The organism is Bacillus cereus group sp. N31 (assembly GCF_016483245.1).
GTDB lineage: Bacteria > Bacillota > Bacilli > Bacillales > Bacillaceae_G > Bacillus_A > Bacillus_A toyonensis.
This window is the reverse complement of sequence record NZ_JAEHCH010000022.1, coordinates 47,273-65,833: the sequence shown is the minus strand read 5'-3', so window position 1 is coordinate 65,833 and position 18,561 is coordinate 47,273. Positions and strand designations below refer to the sequence as shown.

Sequence of the window (18,561 nt, the reverse complement as noted above, 5' to 3'; positions counted from 1 at the left end):
TGCAACTTGTTTACCATTTACGAAAACCTCTACCACCGCTACTACAACTTCCATCACTTTTTTCATATCTCATCTCTCCTTGTTTTTTGTTTCATTTCTTACTTTTAGTATAAGGAAATATAGTAATTACAACTATCGAATTGAATGACAAGAGACTTACAGTGTTGTAAGGAAATTAGCTGCATTTGTAATAATAATACTTTCTAGTAGTTGGGTTCAGAAAATTCCTTCAAATAAAGTTATAATTAGAAATAACTTTATTTAGAAAGAAGGAGAAAAATGAATAGGATACTTGTCATTAGTGATATTCATGGAGAGATTGATAAATTTAAAAAGTTACTTGAGGAAATACAATACAACGCAACACAAGATCAATTAATTCTATTAGGGGATTATGTGGATCGTGGTCCGAATGCACGTGCTGTACTTGAAAAGGTGAAAGAGCTAAAAGAAGAAGGAGCATTCGTTTTAAAGGGAAATCATGAAGATATGATGATTAAAGCGCTAACGACAGATGAGGAAGGCTCATGGAACCATTGGGTAAAAAGAAATGGTGGAGATAAAACGTTATATAGCTATGGATTTGTAGAAGAAGATATTGCAGTTAATGAAGGGGACTTCCAAAAGCCAATTTTACAATCTCACGTATTAGAGGAACATATAAAATTTATTCAAGAATTAGATCATTACATTGAAACAGAAGAGTATATATTTGTACATGCTGGTGTTGAGCCAATGAAACGAGTTTCTGAATCTGAACCATATACTTTAATGTGGATCCGTAATGAATTTCATAGTGGGTATAGTGGCGAAAAGGTTGTTGTATTTGGCCATACGGAAACAAAAATGCTTCATGGTAGTGAGAATTGCGGAGTATATTTTGGTAGTAATCGTATTATTGGAATTGATGGCGGGGCTGTGTATGGTGGTCAATTAAATTGTTTGGAGTTGCCGAGTAAAAAGGTGTACGTAGTAAAAAATTGAAAGAGATAAGGGGAATCTTATTTCTTTCAATTTTTTATTAAGCAAAATTTAAGAAAGAGTTTTTATAATAAAGGCTCAAAATTTTATATCTAGCAAAAACTTAGAAGGAAATAGTTGAAAATGAAATTACATAATAGGATTACATTCTTTCGTTATGGAGAGAAGAAATGTAATAATAAATAGAATTGAACTATAGTATGGAAGGTGAGAATATGCGCTTACTTGTAGTGGAAGATAATGCTTCGTTATTAGAGTCTATCGTACAAATTTTGCGTGATGAATTTGAAGTAGATACAGCGTTAAATGGAGAAGATGGATTGTTTTTGGCAATGCAAAACATTTATGATGCAATTTTACTTGATGTGATGATGCCAGGAATGGACGGGTTTGAAGTAATTCAAAAAATACGTGATGAAAGAATTGAAACGCCAGTCCTGTTTTTAACAGCGAGAGATTCTTTAGAAGATCGAGTGAAAGGATTGGATTTTGGCGGAGACGACTATATCGTAAAGCCGTTTCAAGCACCCGAACTAAAGGCGAGAATTCGTGCTTTATTACGCAGAAGTGGTAGTTTAACAACAAAGCAGACAATTCGATATAAAGGAATTGAATTGTTTGGAAAAGATAAAGATGTTCAAGTAGAGGGACAAGATATTAAGCTGACATTAAAACAATATGAGCTTTTAGAGTATCTCATTCAAAATAGCGGAAAGATTTTAATGCGTGAACAAATTTTCGATCGTGTTTGGGGATTTGATTCAGATACGACAGTAGCAATTGTAGAAGTGTATGTGCATCATTTACGTAAAAAATTAGAGCCATTCGGTTATCAGAAAGATATTCAAACTGTTCGTGGTATTGGATATATATTAAAAGAGAAATGAAAAAAGGAAGTATGTTTCAAAAAACACGCATTCGTCTGACTATAGTGAACTCATTAGTATTTATCCTATTAATAGGAGTATTAGGTAGTATTGTTTATTCGTACACATATAAGCGTATTTATAATGAAGTGGATCAATCTATAAAAATGATGGCTCAGTATGGAGAAAAACTAGATGTTAAAATACCACCAAGAAAACGCATGGAGAATATCCAAATTGGAGATCCGCGGGTAACTAGAATAACTTGGAATGGGAAAATAGTGAAAATAGAGGGCGATAATCGTAAATTCCGTTCTATTTTTGAAGAGAATTTGGAAAAGTTTTCTCCAAAAAAGTTAGAAGATTTGCAAGATATTGAAGTGCAAGGACGATATTTTAGAGCATTTTCGCTTCAAAAAGATGGAGAAATAGTTCAAATCGTGCGAGATATAACAGCGGAAGAAGGAATGTTAAATACTTTATTTTTAATTCTCGTGATAGGTTGTAGTATAGGAAGTCTCTGTGCAATAGGTATCGGCTTTTTCCTAGCTGGCAGAGCACTCATACCGATTCAAAATTCATGGGAGAAACAGCAGCAGTTCGTTTCCGATGCATCGCATGAATTAAGAACGCCACTTGCAGTTATTCAATCAAAGACGGATGTGTTATTTCAGTCACCCTCCGCTACGATAGAAGAAAAAGCGATGGACATTTCTACAATATCTAAGGAATGCAGGCGGTTATCGAAACTAGTTAGCAACTTATTGTTGTTAGCACGTTCGGATTCTAATCAAATTGAGATGGATAAAAAAACATTTGAAATGGGTAAATTGTTAGAAGAAATAGTAGATCCATATAAAGAAATTGCTTCTTATCAAGAAAAAGAGATGATATTAAAAGTAGAACGTAACATGTCTTTTATGGGTGATAGAGAGCGGATTCATCAAATGATGGTCATATTGTTAGATAATGCGATGAAATATACGAATGAAGGCGGTCATATTCGAATTGATTGCACGCAAACGAGCAGCTCGATTTGTATACAGGTGAAAGATGATGGGATAGGCGTGAAAGTAGAGGATATCCCAAAATTATTTGATCGTTTTTATCAAGGGGATAAAGCAAGGAGTACATCAGAGGGAGCTGGATTAGGTCTTTCAATCGCCAAATGGATTGTAGAAAAGCATTACGGAAAAATATTAGTAGAGAGCAAATGGGGAGAGGGTACTTGTTTTGAAGTAGTGCTCCCTAAAAATCAAAAAATATAAGTAAGAAGACGATCTTGTTTTTACAAGGTCGTCTTTTTTTAAGGGAAAGTTAAGAAACTATTTATATTATGTATTGCATAAAGAAAAATCGTTACATGAAGAAGAGATTATAGAGGTGTATGTGAGTAAATTTTCTCGATCATAATGTTATCTCAGGCAGTGATGAGATGTATGTATAGTATTTAAAAAATGATCCCGCTATTTTCTGGACAGTAAAACTCGGCTGGAGTCGGGCTGTCCGGAAATACTCGATTGGTGAAGGCTAATATTCAGTGGAAGATGAAGCTTCCCACTGAGTATAGTTTCACTTTATGGGAATCATGGGAAAGAAAGTATAAGAGGGAGGAATTAATTTTGAAAAAGAAAATGATGACGGTATTCACTATTGGAGTAATGAGTTTAAGTATATTAGGCGGTGCCTCTCCTTCTGAAACATCGAAAGGAAAGACAGACTATGCGCAGCGCAGTAAAGAGCAATTAAACAATGGAAAGATACATGTAATAAATACAGAAGAAAAAGCAGAGAAATTAGGTATTGAAACGGAAGGAAAAGAACAAATTACGCTAGAAAAAGAAATTCATGAAACAGAAGTAGGCAGAGAAGCAGAACAGTTAGGAATTTCGATTGAAGGAAAAGATGTCGGAATTCTTTCAGAAGAAATCTATGAAACAAAAGTGAAGCAAGAAGCGTTAAACTTAGGGATATCTGTAGAGAACAAATCGATTGTGGATTTAATAAGCCAAATCAATGCAATCAAAATTAATAAGGAAGCAGAGAAATTAGGCGTTTCGACTGAAGGAAAAGAAATAGAAGAGGTTGCGGAAGAAATTTATGGAACGAAAGTAAGAGAAGAAGCAGGAAAGTTAGATATTTCTCAAAAAGGAAAAGAGATAGAAGAGTTAGCGCAAGAAGTGTACGAACAAAAAGTACAGGCAGAAGCAAAAAAATATCATATTGATTTGTATGGTAAAGATATATATCAAGTATTAAGAGAAATTAATGAACAAAAAGTGCTACAATTGGCAGATGAGCTTAATATGGACAAAATGAATATGAACATGCAAGAATTAGCAGAAAAAATAAAAAGAGATCAGCCTGAAAAAGGAAAAGAACTAAATTTTGTACCGATGGTTCGAACGGATGCTGACGCGTTTTATTCTTATTTAACGAATTAAAAAGGGCGTGAGAGTGATACGAAAATTGAAGTGGTATATATGCATAGCTTTACTTGGCGTAGCAGTATGGAGCGTATATACAAATGAAATCACAAAGTATATGGAGAAATTAACATCCTTCATACAAAGCGGAAAAAGAACGGAGTTTAGTAATAAGGATGAAGAGATCCTCTTATCAAATGTGCCTTTAATTCAGCAGTTACCAGAGCTGGATAGAGGGTGTGAAGTGACAAGTTTAGCAATGATGTTACAATACGCAGGCGTTTCAGTAGATAAGATGAAATTAGCAAATGAAATAAAAAAAGTTGATTTTATGGTTGATGGTGTACGCGGAAATCCGAATGAAGGGTTTGTAGGAAATATTTATACCTTTTCTGAATCCGGTTATGGTGTATATCATGGGCCACTTTTTCAGTTAGCGAAAAAATATTTATCTAATAAAGCTGTGGATTTAACAGGAAAGAGTATAGAGGAAATGTATAAGAGTGTAAAAGCAGGGCAACCGGTAGTCATGATTACAAATGCAACATATGCTCCTTTAGATGAAGATGAATTTACTACATGGAAAACAAATAGTGGGGATGTTTCTATTACATATAATGAACATTGTGTTGTACTTATTGGGTACGATAAGGAATCTGTATATATTCGAGACCCGCTTGATGATAGCTTAGATGTGAAAGTACCAAGAGAAAACTTTGAACAGGCATGGGTGCAAATGGGGAGTCAGGCAATTAGTTATGTAAAGAGCTCTAAATAAATTAGGACGGAGAGTTTTAACAATATAGCTATAAGGTGAAGGATAGAGATTTAAAGAATTATAAGAAAAGTTTTGTAGGGTGTTTTGTTTAGAATAGAAGCTGTTAAGAAATAAGAGAACTTTAGCATATATAATGCTAAAGTTCTCTTATTTTTATGATTAAAATGCTTAGAAGTAGTGAATATGTAAAAATGCATAATTGACGAAAAAATTACATGTTATCATTATATATTGTTTTATGTATGTTAATTGTATAAAATTACACAAGTATTCACATTACATAAAGGAGGCTTATTATGCAAAATATATTTAACTGGGTTAAATGTATGAGTATCAAGAAAAAATTAATCATTTCATTTTTTATTATTTTAACTATACCAGGACTTATTATCGGTGGTGTTTCATATCAAACTGCCAAAACAAATTTTGAACATCAAATGACAGATAAAGCAAAGGAGAATATTTCAGTTTTAAATACTGTTATTTCTCAAAATATAGAAGAGAAATTTGTTGATGCGACTTACTTTGCAGACATCTTAACAGAGGATACATATCCAAATGGACAAGAAGAAATAGTAAGAACGAAGTTAGCACAATATATAAAGCTTCATCCAGAAGTAGAAGGTATTTATATTGGAGCGCAGACGGGGAAGTTTATAAGAGAACCATTTATTCAAATGTCTGATGGCTATAATCCAACAGATAGATCATGGTATAAAGAAGCGCATGAAAATAAAGGAAAGGTAATTGTTACTGCACCGTATCAATCAGCATCTACAAAAAATATGGTAGTGACAATTGCTAAAGAAGTAAAAGATGGTAAAGGTGTTATAGGTATTAACTTGAATTTGGATAACATCCTAAAGATTTCAAAAATGATTAATATTGGTGAAAAAGGCTATGCAGTTATTTTAGATCAAAATAAGCAAATTGTTAGTCATCCGTCTAGAAAGCCTGGTTCAAAGGTTACTGATCCTTGGATTAAACCAATTTATGAAGACAAACAAGGAAATGTATCTTATACAGAACAAGATGATAAAAAGAATTTAATCTTTGCAACAAATGAGAAAACAGGATGGAAAATAGTTGGAGTTATGTTTGACGAAGAAATTATGCAAGCTGCCAGTCCAGTGTTTTATAAAACTTTGATTGTCATAGCTATCGCTATTGCATTTGGTAGTGTATTAATTTATTTCATTACAAATTCTATTACAAGGCCATTACGAAAAATAGCTGAATCGGCACATAAAATTAGTAAGGGAGATTTAACAGAGAAAATTACAATCCATTCCAAGGATGATATAGGGAAATTAGGGAATTCATTTAATGAAATGTCTACGTCTTTACAAGATGTGATTACCCAAATTAGCTTTTCAGCAGAACATGTTGCAGCATCGGCAGAAGAGTTAACAGCGAGCGTACAGCAAGCGAATGATGCAACAGATCAAATTACAATTGCAATGGAACAAGTATCAGGTGGGGCTGAATCACAAAGCCAAGGTGTTGAAGAAGGCGCGGCTACATTACAACAAGTAAATATAGCAATTCAAGATGTAACTGGAAGCGCAGAGTCAATTTCTATTTCCTCATTACATGCGCGAGAAAGAGCTGAAGAGGGAGAAGATTTAGTTGAACAAACCGCAAAACAAATGCAGTCTATTTCTAGATCGGTATCCGAGTCAGATGCTATTATTAAACTTCTTGATGAGAAGTCAAAGCAGGTAGGAGCTATTTCTGAAGCAATTCAAAACATTGCAACTCAAACAAACTTATTAGCTTTAAATGCGGCTATTGAAGCAGCAAGAGCAGGTGAACAGGGACGAGGATTTGCTATTGTAGCCGATGAAGTTAGAAAATTAGCAGAGCAATCAGGAGAATCATCTGGAGAGATTGCAAATTTAATTGCAGAAATTAAGGCTGATATTGAACATACTGTTAAGGCAATGGATAATGTGAGTGGGGAAGTTCAACAAGGCTTAGATGTTGTAACAAAAACGAAAGTAAGTTTTACAGAAATTTTAAGTTCTACTACTCATATTGTTTCTCAAGTTAATCAAATGGTAGAAACAACGAGGAGAATCGCTGGAGATGCAAATGAAGTGACAAATGCTATTGATGAAATTGCAGCGGCTGCAGAAGAAAATACAGCTAGTATGCAAAGTGTTGCAGCGTCAACAGAAGAACAAGTAAATTCGATGGAAGAAATTAGTTCAGCTTCGCAAAACTTAGCTGAGATGGCCGAAGAACTACAAGCAATGACTAGTAAATTTAAAGTATAATAACAGCAAATAAGTAAGGTGAAAATAATATCACCTTACTTATTTTTCTATTCAGCAATTAGGGGAGTCATTAGTGGGATGAAAAAAAGAAAAAAACTATGGAATTTATGGAAAACGATTACATTGCTAGTTTGTACAGTTGTAATTTTTTCTTTACTTGTTACAGATATATTAATTAGTCATAATGTAGAGCGGACAACGGAGGATAGCCAGGCAGAGAAAGCAAAAACGATTGCCCATATTGTGGCAAATGATTCGATTGTAATCGATGGTTTGATTGGAAAAGCAGATACTTCTGCAATTCAAACGTATACAAATAGAATATTAAAAAACACAGGTGTTCAATTTATTGTAGTTATGGACATGAATGGAATAAGAAAATCACATCCAAACCCTCAAAAAATAGGTCATCATTTTATTGGAGGAGATGAAGGGCCTGCATTGAAAGGAAAGGAACATGTATCGCTAGCAGAAGGAACGTTAGGTATTTCAATGCGAGTGTTTGTACCTATATTTTCTGAAACAGGTGAACAACTTGGAGCGGTAGCCGTTGGTATCTCGGCAGATAATGTAAAAGAGAGAGTTAAGGAAAGTAGACATATTATTTATATCGGTGTCGGAGTTGGAGTACTAGTCGGAATTATAGGAGCAATATTGCTAGCTAGACATATAAAGAAAAGCTTATTCGGTCTTGAGCCGCACAGGATAGCGAAAATTCTTGAAGAAAGAAATACGATGTTACAATCTGTAAAGGAAGGCATTATTGCTGTAGATAAAGAGGCGAGAGTAACGTTAATTAATAATGAAGCGAAACGTCTATTTAAAAAAAGTGGACTTGAAGAAGATTTTATAGGTAAAGACGTTGAGCTATATATGCCGAATTCGCGTATAAAAGAAGTATTGCAAACGGGAGAGGTACAATTAAACGAAGAACAAAATATTTACGGAATCACGATTGTGACGAATCGTGTTCCTTTATATGTAAAAGGAGAAATAGTTGGCGCGATTGCAACATTTCGTGATAAAACAGAGATTAGAAAACTAGCAGAGGAACTAACTGGTATTAGGCTATATGCGGAAGCATTACGGGCACAATCTCATGAGTTTATGAATAAAATGCATGTCGTATTAGGGCTTACACATATGAAACAATATGAAGAATTACAAAAGTATATAAGTGGCATGGTATCAGAGCATCAATATGAAATTGGTGGAGTTATGAAAAGAATAAAAAGTCCAGTATTTGCTGGTTTTTTACTAGGTAAACTTAGCTATGCTAGGGAGAAAAATATTAAGTTAATTATAAGTGAAGATTCTTACTTGCCGGAAATATATGATGAAAGTATTACTCATGAACTTATTACGATTGTAGGGAACTTAATAGATAATGCATTAGAGGCAGTGATACATTGCAAAAAGAAACAAGTTGAAATTGGGGTACAATATCAGAATACATTAACTATTACAGTGCAAGATACGGGGAAAGGTATAGAAGAAGACGAAGTGGATGCATTATTTACAAAAGGTTATTCCACAAAAGGGGATAATCGCGGTTATGGTTTGTATCTTGTAAAAGAAAGTATACAGCGAATAAATGGGGAGATTCACATTTCCTCCTTATTAGGAGAGGGAACAACGATAACAATTGAAATACCTAAAGGTAGGGATGAGAAGCAAATATGATTAAAGTTTTAATTGTAGAAGATGACCCGATGGTAGCAATGTTAAATACACATTATTTAGAGCAAGTAGGAGGATTCGAACTTGTTCAAGCAGTTAACTCAGTAAAATCGGCGATAGAAGTATTAGAGAAATCACGATTAGATTTAGTCTTACTTGATATTTTTATGCCTGAAGAGACTGGGTTTGAGCTTTTAATGTATATTCGGAATCAAGAAAAAGAAATCGATATTATGATGATTTCAGCTGTACATGATATGGGGAGTATTAAAAAAGCATTACAATATGGCGTAGTAGATTATTTAATTAAACCATTTACATTTGAACGATTTAAAGATGCATTAACTATATATCGAGAAAAACTTACTTTCATGAAAGAACAAAAAAAAATTAGTCAATCGGAATTAGATTCGTTAATTTTACAAAAAGAAAAAAGAGAGCCTACTGTCAATAAAGAGCTCCCGAAAGGATTAACGAAGCAAACGTTGCAATTAATTTGGCAGAAGATCGAGTCGCTGAATGGACGAGCGTTTACAACAGATGAAATGGCACAATTAGTAGGAATTTCAAGAGTTTCTATTCGAAAGTATGTAATGTTTTTGACTGAAATTGGAGTGTTAGAAAACGAAATGGTGTATCAGCATGTGGGAAGACCTGTAAGTAAATTAAGATGTGTTGATCAAAATAAAATAGGTTTTTACGTATAAGCGACTTATTATAAGTCGCTTATACTTTTTTTAATTACAAAACCAATTACAAAACTTACAAAAACTATTTTTACTATTGAAAGCGTTTTAATATTGTTATTAAGAAAACAAGGGGGTGCCATATGGGAATTCAAAAGAATGTGGAAGCGGTATCATTTGCTGAAGGAAATGAATTGAAAAATGAATCTTTCGCTTCTAAAATTATGAACGTTAAAATCGGTGTTATACCTTTACCGTTATATGTAGTATTGGCTGCTATTATTTATGGGGCATCTGTATATAATAAATTGCCAGCAGACATGATTGGTGGTTTTGCAGTTATTATGATCATGGGTATTTTCTTAGGTGACATTGGGATGAGAATTCCGATTTTAAAAAATATCGGTGGTCCAGCAATTCTCTCATTATTTATTCCATCATTACTTGTATTTTTTAACTGGATGAATCCAGCTTCAATGGAAGCTGCGACTATGTTAATGAAAAAATCGAACTTTTTATATTTATATATTTCTTGTTTAGTAGTCGGAAGTATTTTAGGAATGAATCGTAAAGTGTTAGTACAAGGTTTCGTTCGTATGTTTATTCCTTTAGTAGTAGGAACGTTAGCTTCTGTAGCAGTAGGATTGTTGGTCGGTTCACTATTCGGGTTTGAAATGAAGCATACATTCTTCTTTATTATCGTACCAATTGTGAGCGGTGGTATTGGAGAAGGGATTTTACCATTGTCATTAGCATACAGTGACATTTTAAATGAATCATCAGCAACATTCGTATCACAGCTTATTCCGGCAGCTATTATTGGGAATATGTTTGCAATCGTGAGTGCAGGGTATATGAAGCGTTTAGGTGAGAAGAGACCTGAGCTTAGTGGTAATGGTGTATTAGTGAAAACAGACAATCAAGCAGAATTATTAAAAGAACAAAATACAGAGAAGCCAATTGATTTCTCATTAATGGGAGCAGGTTTATTAATTGCATGTACGTTCTTCATCTTCGGAGGATTTGCTTCTAAGTTCATCGGTATTCCTGGGGCAATCATTATGATTTTCTCAGCAGCACTTGTGAAATACTTTAAACTAATGCCAGCAAAAATGGAGCAAGGAGCATTCCATTTATATAAATTTATTTCAAAGAATTTAACTTGGCCGTTAATGGTCGGATTAGGATTGCTATATATTCCGTTAAAAGACGTAGCGGCAGTTCTTTCAGTGGGATATGTTGTTGTTTGTGCATCGGTTGTTCTTACAATGGTAGCATCAGGTTTCCTTATAGGAAAAGTGATGAAAATGTATCCAGTTGAATCAGCAATTGTAACTGGATGTCATAGCGGTTTAGGCGGAACTGGAGATGTTGCTATTTTATCAGCTTCAAATCGTATGGAATTAATGCCTTTCGCACAAATTTCGACGCGTTTAGGCGGGGCAGCAATGGTTGTAACAGCGACAATCTTATTAACAATGTTTTCATGATCAAACAAGCTAGCTATATTCATATAGCTAGCTTGTCAAATTAAGGGGAGATTATAAGTATGTTAGAAAATCAAATTAATGAAAGATCATTGTTATTGCATAAAGAGTTGGTAGGGAAAATTGAGATTACAAGTAAGGTAGAAGTTAATACAGCGGATGACTTAAGCCTGACTTATACACCAGGTGTAGCGGAGTCTTGTAAAGCAATTGCAGCAGATGAAGAAACAGCGTATGACTATACAGCAAGAGGAAATATGGTTGCAGTTGTTTCAGATGGAACAGCAGTACTTGGTTTAGGGAATATTGGACCGAAAGCGGCTATGCCTGTTATGGAAGGGAAAAGTATTTTATTTAAAAAGTTTGCGAATGTAGATGCTTTCCCGTTATGTTTAGGGACGACGAATGTGGATGAAATCGTTACCCTTGTGAAAAATTTAGAACCTACATTTGCAGGTATTAATTTAGAAGATATTGCAGCACCACGTTGCTTTGAAATTGAAAAACGATTAAAAGAAGAAACGAATATCCCTGTATTCCATGATGATCAACATGGAACAGCTATTGTCGTCTTAGCAGCTGTTATTAATGCATTAAAAGTTGTAAGTAAACAAATGGATAATGTGAAAATTGTTATTAACGGTGCGGGTTCGGCAGGAATTGCAATTGGAAAATTATTATTAAAAGCTGGTGCAAAACACATTACGTTAGTTAGCTTAGAAGGTATTGTTTGTGAAGGTGAAACATGGATGAACGAAGCGCAAATTGAAGTTTCAAAGAAGACAAATCGAGAATATGTGCGTGGAACATTAAAAGAAGCGATTCATCAGGCTGATATCTTTATTGGCGTATCTGCGCCTAACGTATTAACGAAAGAACTTGTAAAGACGATGAATGAGAAAGCGATTGTGTTTGCAATGGCAAATCCAATTCCAGAAATATTCCCAGAAGATGCATTAGAAGCTGGAGCTGCTGTAGTTGGAACTGGTCGTTCTGATTATTCAAATCAAGTAAATAATGTATTAGCGTTCCCTGGTATATTCCGTGGTGCTTTAGATGTACGCGCGACTGATATTACAGAAGAGATGAAATTAGCGGCAGCATATGGGATCGCTAACATAATTACGGACGAAGAGCGTAGTGCGAACTATGTAATTCCAAATCCATTAGATAAAAGAGTTGTTCCGAATGTTGCAGAAGCAGTAGCGAAAGCAGCCATAGATTCAGGTGTGGCACAAATTACGAAAATGCCAAGTTATAAATAGTAAAAAGCAGTGCCTTCAAGGCACTGCTTTTTTGAGGTAAGAAATCAAAATAATGAAGAAGTGTAGAGTTATTCGTGCTCCCGCATTATTTATCCCGTCCAAAATTCAGTGGATGCAAGGAAGTAGATTAGTTTTGACAACTTACTCAACAGTGATTACAAATTGATCATAATATTTTTCATTCACATATATATTTAATACCCATAATCCGGATGTAGGTAGCGATATAGTGAGAGGGAGTTCGTTTGTAGTAGAATCGATTGTATTTGAAGTAGTCCAAGTTTGTTTGGAAGTTTCTTGTTGATAGAGTATTGGTGTTGGAGTTACAGATCCTTGTTTTAGCGCGATAATAGATAAATTTCCAGTTGGTATTTCAGGGTCTAGAAAGTACCACATAATTTCATTTTGTTCATTTGCGACAATAGGTGTATCAGCAATTGCAATTCTTCTTTCAATCCCCTTTAAAGGTATCTTTCCGTCTACGAAGGAGGGCGCTTCTTCCCAATTTACATCTTTTAAAACACTAAGATGAAAAAAGGAAGGTGCGTTAACCTGAGATGATGATATTACTATGGCTTCTTTTTTTAGTGCTTTTGAATCAGGTTGAGCCTGTGTGCATCCAGTGATGAGAAAGGAGAAAAGTAGCATAGTTCCGATTTTTTTCATGGTGCCACGCTCCTAATTATTATTGTTAGTGTAATTGTATTTGCTAGATAGCGGGACAATTCCTTTAAAGTATAAAAAGAGGTCGTAAGTTTTGTACGACCTCTTTTGACATTTTTTTATATTTGTTCAGTTGTGTAGGTTGGCTCGGTCTCTTTTTGAGGCATCGTCAAAAAAATAACAGACAGAACGATACATACGCCGCCTAATAATTGATATGATCCAAACGATTCATTTAGCCAAGTGATTGAAACGATGGCTGCTACAAGTGGTTCAATACTAGATAAAATACTTGTTTCTGTTGCTGCTAAATATTTAAGACTACCAATATAAAGAAGGAAAGAAAGGGTCCCACTAATAATGATAAGAATAAGCATAGAAAAAGTTTTTAGTGTAAGAGTTTGTGAAAATTGATTCCACCCAAATGAACGATTATAAATAAGCAGTGCAATTCCTCCGATTAACATCCCCCAGCCAATTACTACAGTTGTTCCGCATTCTTTAATGAGAGAAGCTGGATGAAGGGTATAAAATGCAAATCCAATTGCCGTTAATAGTCCGAAAATAATGGCTGCTTTGGATAAAACAATATTTTCGATTGAGCCATTTGTAATAATAAAGTATGTTCCTGTTAGCGCAGTTATAATTGCAAGTAGTTGCATAGAAGTAGGGGATTTTCTTTGCTGAAATGCAACATACATTGTAATAAGAACAGGGCCTAGAAATTGAAAGAGTGTTGCTGTGACAGCATTACTAATATGAACTGTTTCGATAAAGGCATATTGCGCACCGAGCATGCCAAGAATAGAGAAAATAATAAGCTGTATAGAATGTCTAGGATGTTTCCAAATTTGAAATATGTTTTGTTTCTTTATTAGTAGGATAGACAAAATAAATACTCCTGCAAGCAACAAGCGAATTGTTAAAAAATCAATTGATGATACGTTCGTATGTTGAAATAGCCATTGAATCATCGGTCCAGATAATCCCCATAATGTGGCTCCTGTAATAATCATAATGAGTCCAATACGTCTACTTTTGTTCATAATCATGCATCTCCTCTTTAGTATTTGATTTTTTATGTGTGACATGATAAAAGGAATTATATATAAAATCTGGTACTGTAAGAAGTATCAGGTTTTAGTTTTATTAAGGGGTCAGATATTATGTTAGAATTAACGCCTAATTTAAATATGAATAGTAAGAAGGCATTGTATGTGCAGTTGTATGAGTATATAAAAAAAGAAATTAAAAATGGAACGATTCTATCTTTTACGAAGTTACCGGCTAAGCGAAAGTTAGCAACACATTTACAAGTAAGTAAAAATACAGTAGAGGCAGCTTACGAGCAATTACTTGCAGAAGGTTATATTGAATCAATTTCGAGAAAAGGTTATTTTGTATGTAAGATTGAGCAAATGGTTCATGTAGAAGAAAACGAAGAGAGAATAGAAGAAATACCCTTTCAGGAGAGGGATTATAAATTTGATTTCACACAAACAGGAGTCGATACAAATGCTTTTCCGTTCAACATGTATCGGAAAATTATAAATGACGTATGGCAGCCTCATAATAATGAGTTGCTCTTTCTTGGTCACCCACAAGGAGAATGGAGCTTAAGAGAAGAAATTGCGAACTATTTGTATGAATCTAGAGGTGTGCGTTGTGCAGCTAGTCAAATCGTATTAGGAGCGGGAACACAAATATTAGTGAAATTACTGTTTCAATTATTAAAGGGAAGTAATTATGCAGTTGAAAACCCAGGATATCATAGAAAAATGGTTGTTTTTGAACAGGGAGAAAAAAGAGTTCAAATGTTATCTTTGGATAGAGAGGGAATTTGTATTGTAGATTTAGAGAATAGCGATGCGAACGTTGTATTTGTTACTCCTTCTCATCAGTTTCCATGCGGAATGATTATGCCTATTATGAGAAGGATGCAGCTTTTACAATGGGCGAAGAAAGAAGAAGGTAGGTATATTATTGAAGATGATTACGATAGTGAATTTCGCTATTCGGGAAAACCTATACCGGCACTGCAAGGGTTAGATACAGACGGGAAAGTTATTTATATGGGGACGCTATCGAAAGCATTGTTGCCATCATTACGGATGAGCTATATGGTGTTACCAAAGAAATTGATTAAAAAGTATCAACAACAATATTTATTTTATACACAAAGTGTTTCAAGAATGGATCAAGAAGTGATTAGAAGGTTTTTAAATGAAGGATATTGGGAAAAACATATTCATAAAATGCGTGTCGTCTATCGAAAGAAGAGAGATCGACTTGTTTTTGAACTAGAAAAGTACTTCTCAAATCGTGTTGAAGTGATAGGAGAAGATTCAGGATTGCACATTTTATTAAAGGTGCATAATGGAATGCGGGAAGAAGAATTAATTAAAGAAGCTGCGAAACATAGTATCAAAATATACCCTGTGTCTACGTACTATAAAGACGGTACTGCACCTGAAAATATAGTGCTACTTGGATTTGCGATTTTATCAGAAGAAGAAATTGCGAAAGCGATTCAATTATTAAATAAGGCATGGTTTATAAAAAAGTAAAAAAACATCCTCATAATATGAGAGGATGTTTTTTATTATTTATTTTCATCTAGGAATAAGACCATATGCTCTTCATCCCAATATTGTCCGTTATATTTCAGTGAACGTTCTTGTACACCAAACGTTTTAAAGCCTAATGACTCATAAAGTTTCTTCGCACCATCGTTTCCGACAACAACATCAAGCATAACTTGTTCTACGTCTAAAGATTTAGCAAGCTCAAGACATTCTTTAATAAGTGCTTTTCCTGCTCCAAGTCCGCGTGCTTTTGGAGACACGTATACAGAACCAATTTTTGCTTTATGTTCTTGTTTTACATATGGTTTCGTTTCCAGTGTAGCAACTCCGATTAATTTGCCGTTTTTAAATGCACCTAGTGTATAGTTTTCGTCTTGTGCTAATTTTTGTGCTTTATATTCAATAGCACACTCTTTATTAATAATATCTTCATAAGAAGAGCTGAAAGCCTCAGGGTTTTGCTTTAATCCTTCTACGCGAAGTTCTAAGTAAATTTCTGCTTCGTCTTTTGTTAATACATGGATATCCAATTATATCACCCTCCAGATCTTTGACAAATGTACCTTTATTTTATATTGAAATAAGAATAATTTCAAAAGCTTAGCTTATAAGGGCAGATTTTATGAACAAAATAACACCAGTAGTGTTTACTACTACTGGTGTTTTCACACGCATCTTATTCAAAAGGAATCTCGATTATAAAGTTTGTTCCCACTCCTAATTGGCTTGTTACTAGAATGGAACCGTTATGCAATTCTACAATTTCCTTTGCAACAGCCAGTCCGATACCTTTTCCTCCAGTAGCCCTCGTTCTGGATTTATCAACACGGTAAAAGCGATCGAAAATATGCGGGATATCTTCTTCTGGAATACCTTCACCTTCATCTTGTACACTTATTGTAAAATAATCTGCTTCCGTTAGTACACGTATTGTTATAGTAGTATTTTCTGGTGAATGCTGATAAGCATTATGCAATAAATTTAACATAACTTGTTCCATGCGTCTTTCGTCTATGCAAACTTCTAAATCGTTTTTACAATATACATGAAGTTGCATTTGTTTGTTCGTTAATGTTGTTTTTGTTTTTTCAACCATTCTTTCTAAAAATGGTTGAAGAAGCATCGTTTGTTTTTTAATAACAAATTGGTGTTGTTCTAATTGTACAAGCATAAATAAATCTTGTACGAGATCGGTTACACTATCCGTTTCGTCCTCAATGATTTGTAAATATTCTTCGCGTTCTTCTTGCGTTAAAGAGTCTCTCTTTGCTACCTTTGCATAACCTTTCATATAGGTTAATGGAGTTAATAATTCGTGAGCAACACTAGCGAGGAATTCATTTCGTTCTTTTTTCATATACGTAAGTTCACTCGATAAATCTTCAATCGTTTTTGCTAAACTTCCAAGTTCATCATTTCGTTTAATTCCTAATTGAATTGGCTTATTTAATTTTGAAATTTTTTCGGTCGCTCTTTTCATTTTTATAAGCGGCTCTGTAATAACTCGAGAAAAAACAAAGACAGAAATCGTTGTTAAAATAATTGTTAAAATACTGATGATAAGAAATTGGTCCATGAGTTTAATTAACATATTTTCTAAAAAAGATGTCTTTAATAACATATGTAAGTTACCTTGAAATCCAGTTATTTCAAGTGGGCTTACTGTTGAGATGAATTTCGATTTTTTCCAGTTTTTTTCTACGATCACCCCGTTTTGGGGGATATTTTTCGTTTTGCAAATAAGTTGTTTTTGCATTTCTTTTGTTACGGGTTCTGAGGTGGAAATAATTTTGCCGTTCTTGTCAGTTATAATGATAGTGGTATCGGTGTTAGCAATTAATTCTGAGCCAATTAATTCTTCAGCTGCATGCTCGATAGTGAACTCTTGATACCAAGGGCGTTTAGGTCGTTCGGTGTTTGGTTTTTGTTTAGAATATTCATTCCATGTTGCACGGTTTACAATTTTGTCACGATACCGATTGCCTTTTTCTAATAGAGCACCTGTTTCTTCTGTAATCCGCATTTTTGAAATACTTTTGTAAAAGGATACGAAAGCAATTGTTTCAATACATAAAGCTAATATTAAAAAGTATGTCCCAATTTTAAGTGAAAGTTTACTCATTTTCCCACCATACCTTATTCATAATAAAGGGTCAGTGGTATGATATTTCCACTGACCTAAGTAATTATTCACTTTTCCATTTATATCCGACTTTATAAACGGTTTCTAAATAATCCTCGACTGGAAATCCTTTTTTACGTAATTTATCACGGATATTGCGAATATGCGAATCAATCGTTCTATATTCGATGTCTGTTTCATAGCCCCAAATTTTTTCGATTAAATCATCTCGGCTGTAAGCACGGTTTGTATTTTGTAAAAACAGTCCAAGTAATGAAAATTCGATAGGAGTTAGTGAGATTTTTTCGTCATACACTGTGACAGTATGTTTCGTTTTATCCCACTCAATACCATTGAAGCTAACAAAGCCATCTTTCTTTGTCCGGCGTAATATAGCTTCAATACGTGCGACTAATACATGCTCATCAAATGGTTTTGTGATATAGTCGTCTGCTCCCATAGTAAGGCCTTTAACCATATCGTAATTTTGATTACGAGCTGTTAGCATAATGATTGGAACGTTGGAAATTTGACGGATTTGATAGCAAGTATCCCATCCATCCATATTTGGCATCATAACATCTAATAAAATAATATCGAATTTTTTTTGCTCGATTAATTCCAGCGCTTCAAGGCCAGATTTAGCTTTCATACAAAAATAGCCGCGAGGGCTTAAGAAAAGATCTAGCAATCGTAACATACGTTCTTCATCGTCTACTAATAAAATTTTTACCATAATCTTG

General features: G+C 34.2%; 16 protein-coding genes and 1 pseudogene. 12 read left to right on the top strand and 5 right to left on the bottom strand.

Features of this window, described 5'->3' with window-relative positions:
• The first annotated feature begins 279 nt into the window (after positions 1 to 279).
• From JDS81_RS22615 to JDS81_RS22570, 11 genes and pseudogenes are all read left to right on the top strand, one after another.
• A complete protein-coding gene (locus JDS81_RS22615) occupies positions 280 to 984 on the top strand; it encodes a metallophosphoesterase family protein (protein WP_097953058.1) in 705 nt (234 codons plus the stop codon).
• Between the two features lie 212 nt (positions 985 to 1,196).
• Positions 1,197 to 1,868, top strand: coding sequence for a response regulator transcription factor (locus JDS81_RS22610; RefSeq protein WP_001238627.1), 672 nt, complete (start codon positions 1,197 to 1,199; stop codon positions 1,866 to 1,868).
• 11 nt (positions 1,869 to 1,879) lie between these two features.
• Positions 1,880 to 3,115, top strand: a complete 1,236-nt coding sequence (locus JDS81_RS22605) for a sensor histidine kinase (protein ID WP_002042614.1) — start codon at positions 1,880 to 1,882, stop codon at positions 3,113 to 3,115.
• Between the two features lie 354 nt (positions 3,116 to 3,469).
• Positions 3,470 to 4,291: a transporter gene (locus JDS81_RS22600; protein ID WP_097953057.1), complete on the top strand. Its 822-nt coding sequence runs from the start codon at positions 3,470 to 3,472 to the stop codon at positions 4,289 to 4,291.
• 13 nt (positions 4,292 to 4,304) lie between these two features.
• The gene (locus JDS81_RS22595) at positions 4,305 to 5,051 is read left to right on the top strand and encodes a C39 family peptidase (RefSeq protein WP_142311373.1); all 747 of its coding nucleotides are present in this window, start codon (positions 4,305 to 4,307) and stop codon (positions 5,049 to 5,051) included.
• Between the two features lie 296 nt (positions 5,052 to 5,347).
• Positions 5,348 to 6,391: pseudogene (locus tag JDS81_RS31210) on the top strand (HAMP domain-containing protein); the annotation flags it as partial.
• The gene (locus JDS81_RS31205; RefSeq protein WP_442712676.1) at positions 6,383 to 7,330 is read left to right on the top strand and encodes a methyl-accepting chemotaxis protein; all 948 of its coding nucleotides are present in this window, start codon (positions 6,383 to 6,385) and stop codon (positions 7,328 to 7,330) included. The pseudogene JDS81_RS31210 and the gene JDS81_RS31205, both read left to right, overlap by 9 nt.
• 78 nt (positions 7,331 to 7,408) lie before the next feature.
• The gene (locus JDS81_RS22585) at positions 7,409 to 9,013 is read left to right on the top strand and encodes a sensor histidine kinase (RefSeq protein ID WP_000746368.1); all 1,605 of its coding nucleotides are present in this window, start codon (positions 7,409 to 7,411) and stop codon (positions 9,011 to 9,013) included.
• On the top strand, positions 9,010 to 9,717 hold the full coding sequence (locus JDS81_RS22580; protein WP_097953054.1) for a response regulator: 708 nt from the start codon (positions 9,010 to 9,012) through the stop codon (positions 9,715 to 9,717). Before JDS81_RS22585 ends, JDS81_RS22580 begins: the two co-directional genes overlap by 4 nt.
• A 122-nt stretch (positions 9,718 to 9,839) precedes the next feature.
• Positions 9,840 to 11,186: a 2-hydroxycarboxylate transporter family protein gene (locus JDS81_RS22575; protein WP_000512713.1), complete on the top strand. Its 1,347-nt coding sequence runs from the start codon at positions 9,840 to 9,842 to the stop codon at positions 11,184 to 11,186.
• 59 nt (positions 11,187 to 11,245) lie between these two features.
• Positions 11,246 to 12,448, top strand: a complete 1,203-nt coding sequence (locus JDS81_RS22570; protein WP_000892431.1) for an NAD(P)-dependent malic enzyme — start codon at positions 11,246 to 11,248, stop codon at positions 12,446 to 12,448.
• A 141-nt stretch (positions 12,449 to 12,589) separates the two neighbouring features.
• Here the strand turns inward: JDS81_RS22570 and JDS81_RS22565 are convergent, their stop codons facing one another.
• Together JDS81_RS22565 and JDS81_RS22560 are read right to left on the bottom strand one after the other, a co-directional pair.
• Positions 12,590 to 13,114 (bottom strand): DUF4871 domain-containing protein, encoded by a 525-nt coding sequence (locus tag JDS81_RS22565; RefSeq protein ID WP_097953053.1) that lies wholly within the window; start codon positions 13,112 to 13,114, stop codon positions 12,590 to 12,592.
• A 116-nt stretch (positions 13,115 to 13,230) separates the two neighbouring features.
• Positions 13,231 to 14,157 carry a DMT family transporter gene (locus tag JDS81_RS22560; RefSeq protein ID WP_097879016.1) on the bottom strand — a complete coding sequence of 309 codons (927 nt, stop codon included), beginning with the start codon at positions 14,155 to 14,157 and terminating at the stop codon, positions 13,231 to 13,233.
• A gap of 120 nt (positions 14,158 to 14,277) precedes the next feature.
• Between JDS81_RS22560 and pdxR the strand changes: the two genes are divergently transcribed.
• Positions 14,278 to 15,678, top strand: a complete 1,401-nt coding sequence (gene pdxR / locus JDS81_RS22555; protein WP_097953052.1) for a MocR-like pyridoxine biosynthesis transcription factor PdxR — start codon at positions 14,278 to 14,280, stop codon at positions 15,676 to 15,678.
• A 35-nt stretch (positions 15,679 to 15,713) separates the two neighbouring features.
• Here pdxR and JDS81_RS22550 read toward each other — a convergent pair whose 3' ends face one another.
• The 3 genes from JDS81_RS22550 to JDS81_RS22540 form a co-directional block, all read right to left on the bottom strand.
• Positions 15,714 to 16,226, bottom strand: coding sequence for a GNAT family N-acetyltransferase (locus JDS81_RS22550; RefSeq protein ID WP_000351217.1), 513 nt, complete (start codon positions 16,224 to 16,226; stop codon positions 15,714 to 15,716).
• A gap of 146 nt (positions 16,227 to 16,372) precedes the next feature.
• The gene (locus JDS81_RS22545) at positions 16,373 to 17,818 is read right to left on the bottom strand and encodes a HAMP domain-containing sensor histidine kinase (RefSeq protein WP_097953051.1); all 1,446 of its coding nucleotides are present in this window, start codon (positions 17,816 to 17,818) and stop codon (positions 16,373 to 16,375) included.
• Positions 17,819 to 17,882: 64 nt separating this feature from the next.
• The gene (locus tag JDS81_RS22540) at positions 17,883 to 18,554 is read right to left on the bottom strand and encodes a response regulator transcription factor (protein ID WP_000238941.1); all 672 of its coding nucleotides are present in this window, start codon (positions 18,552 to 18,554) and stop codon (positions 17,883 to 17,885) included.
• Between the last annotated feature and the right edge of the window lie 7 nt (positions 18,555 to 18,561).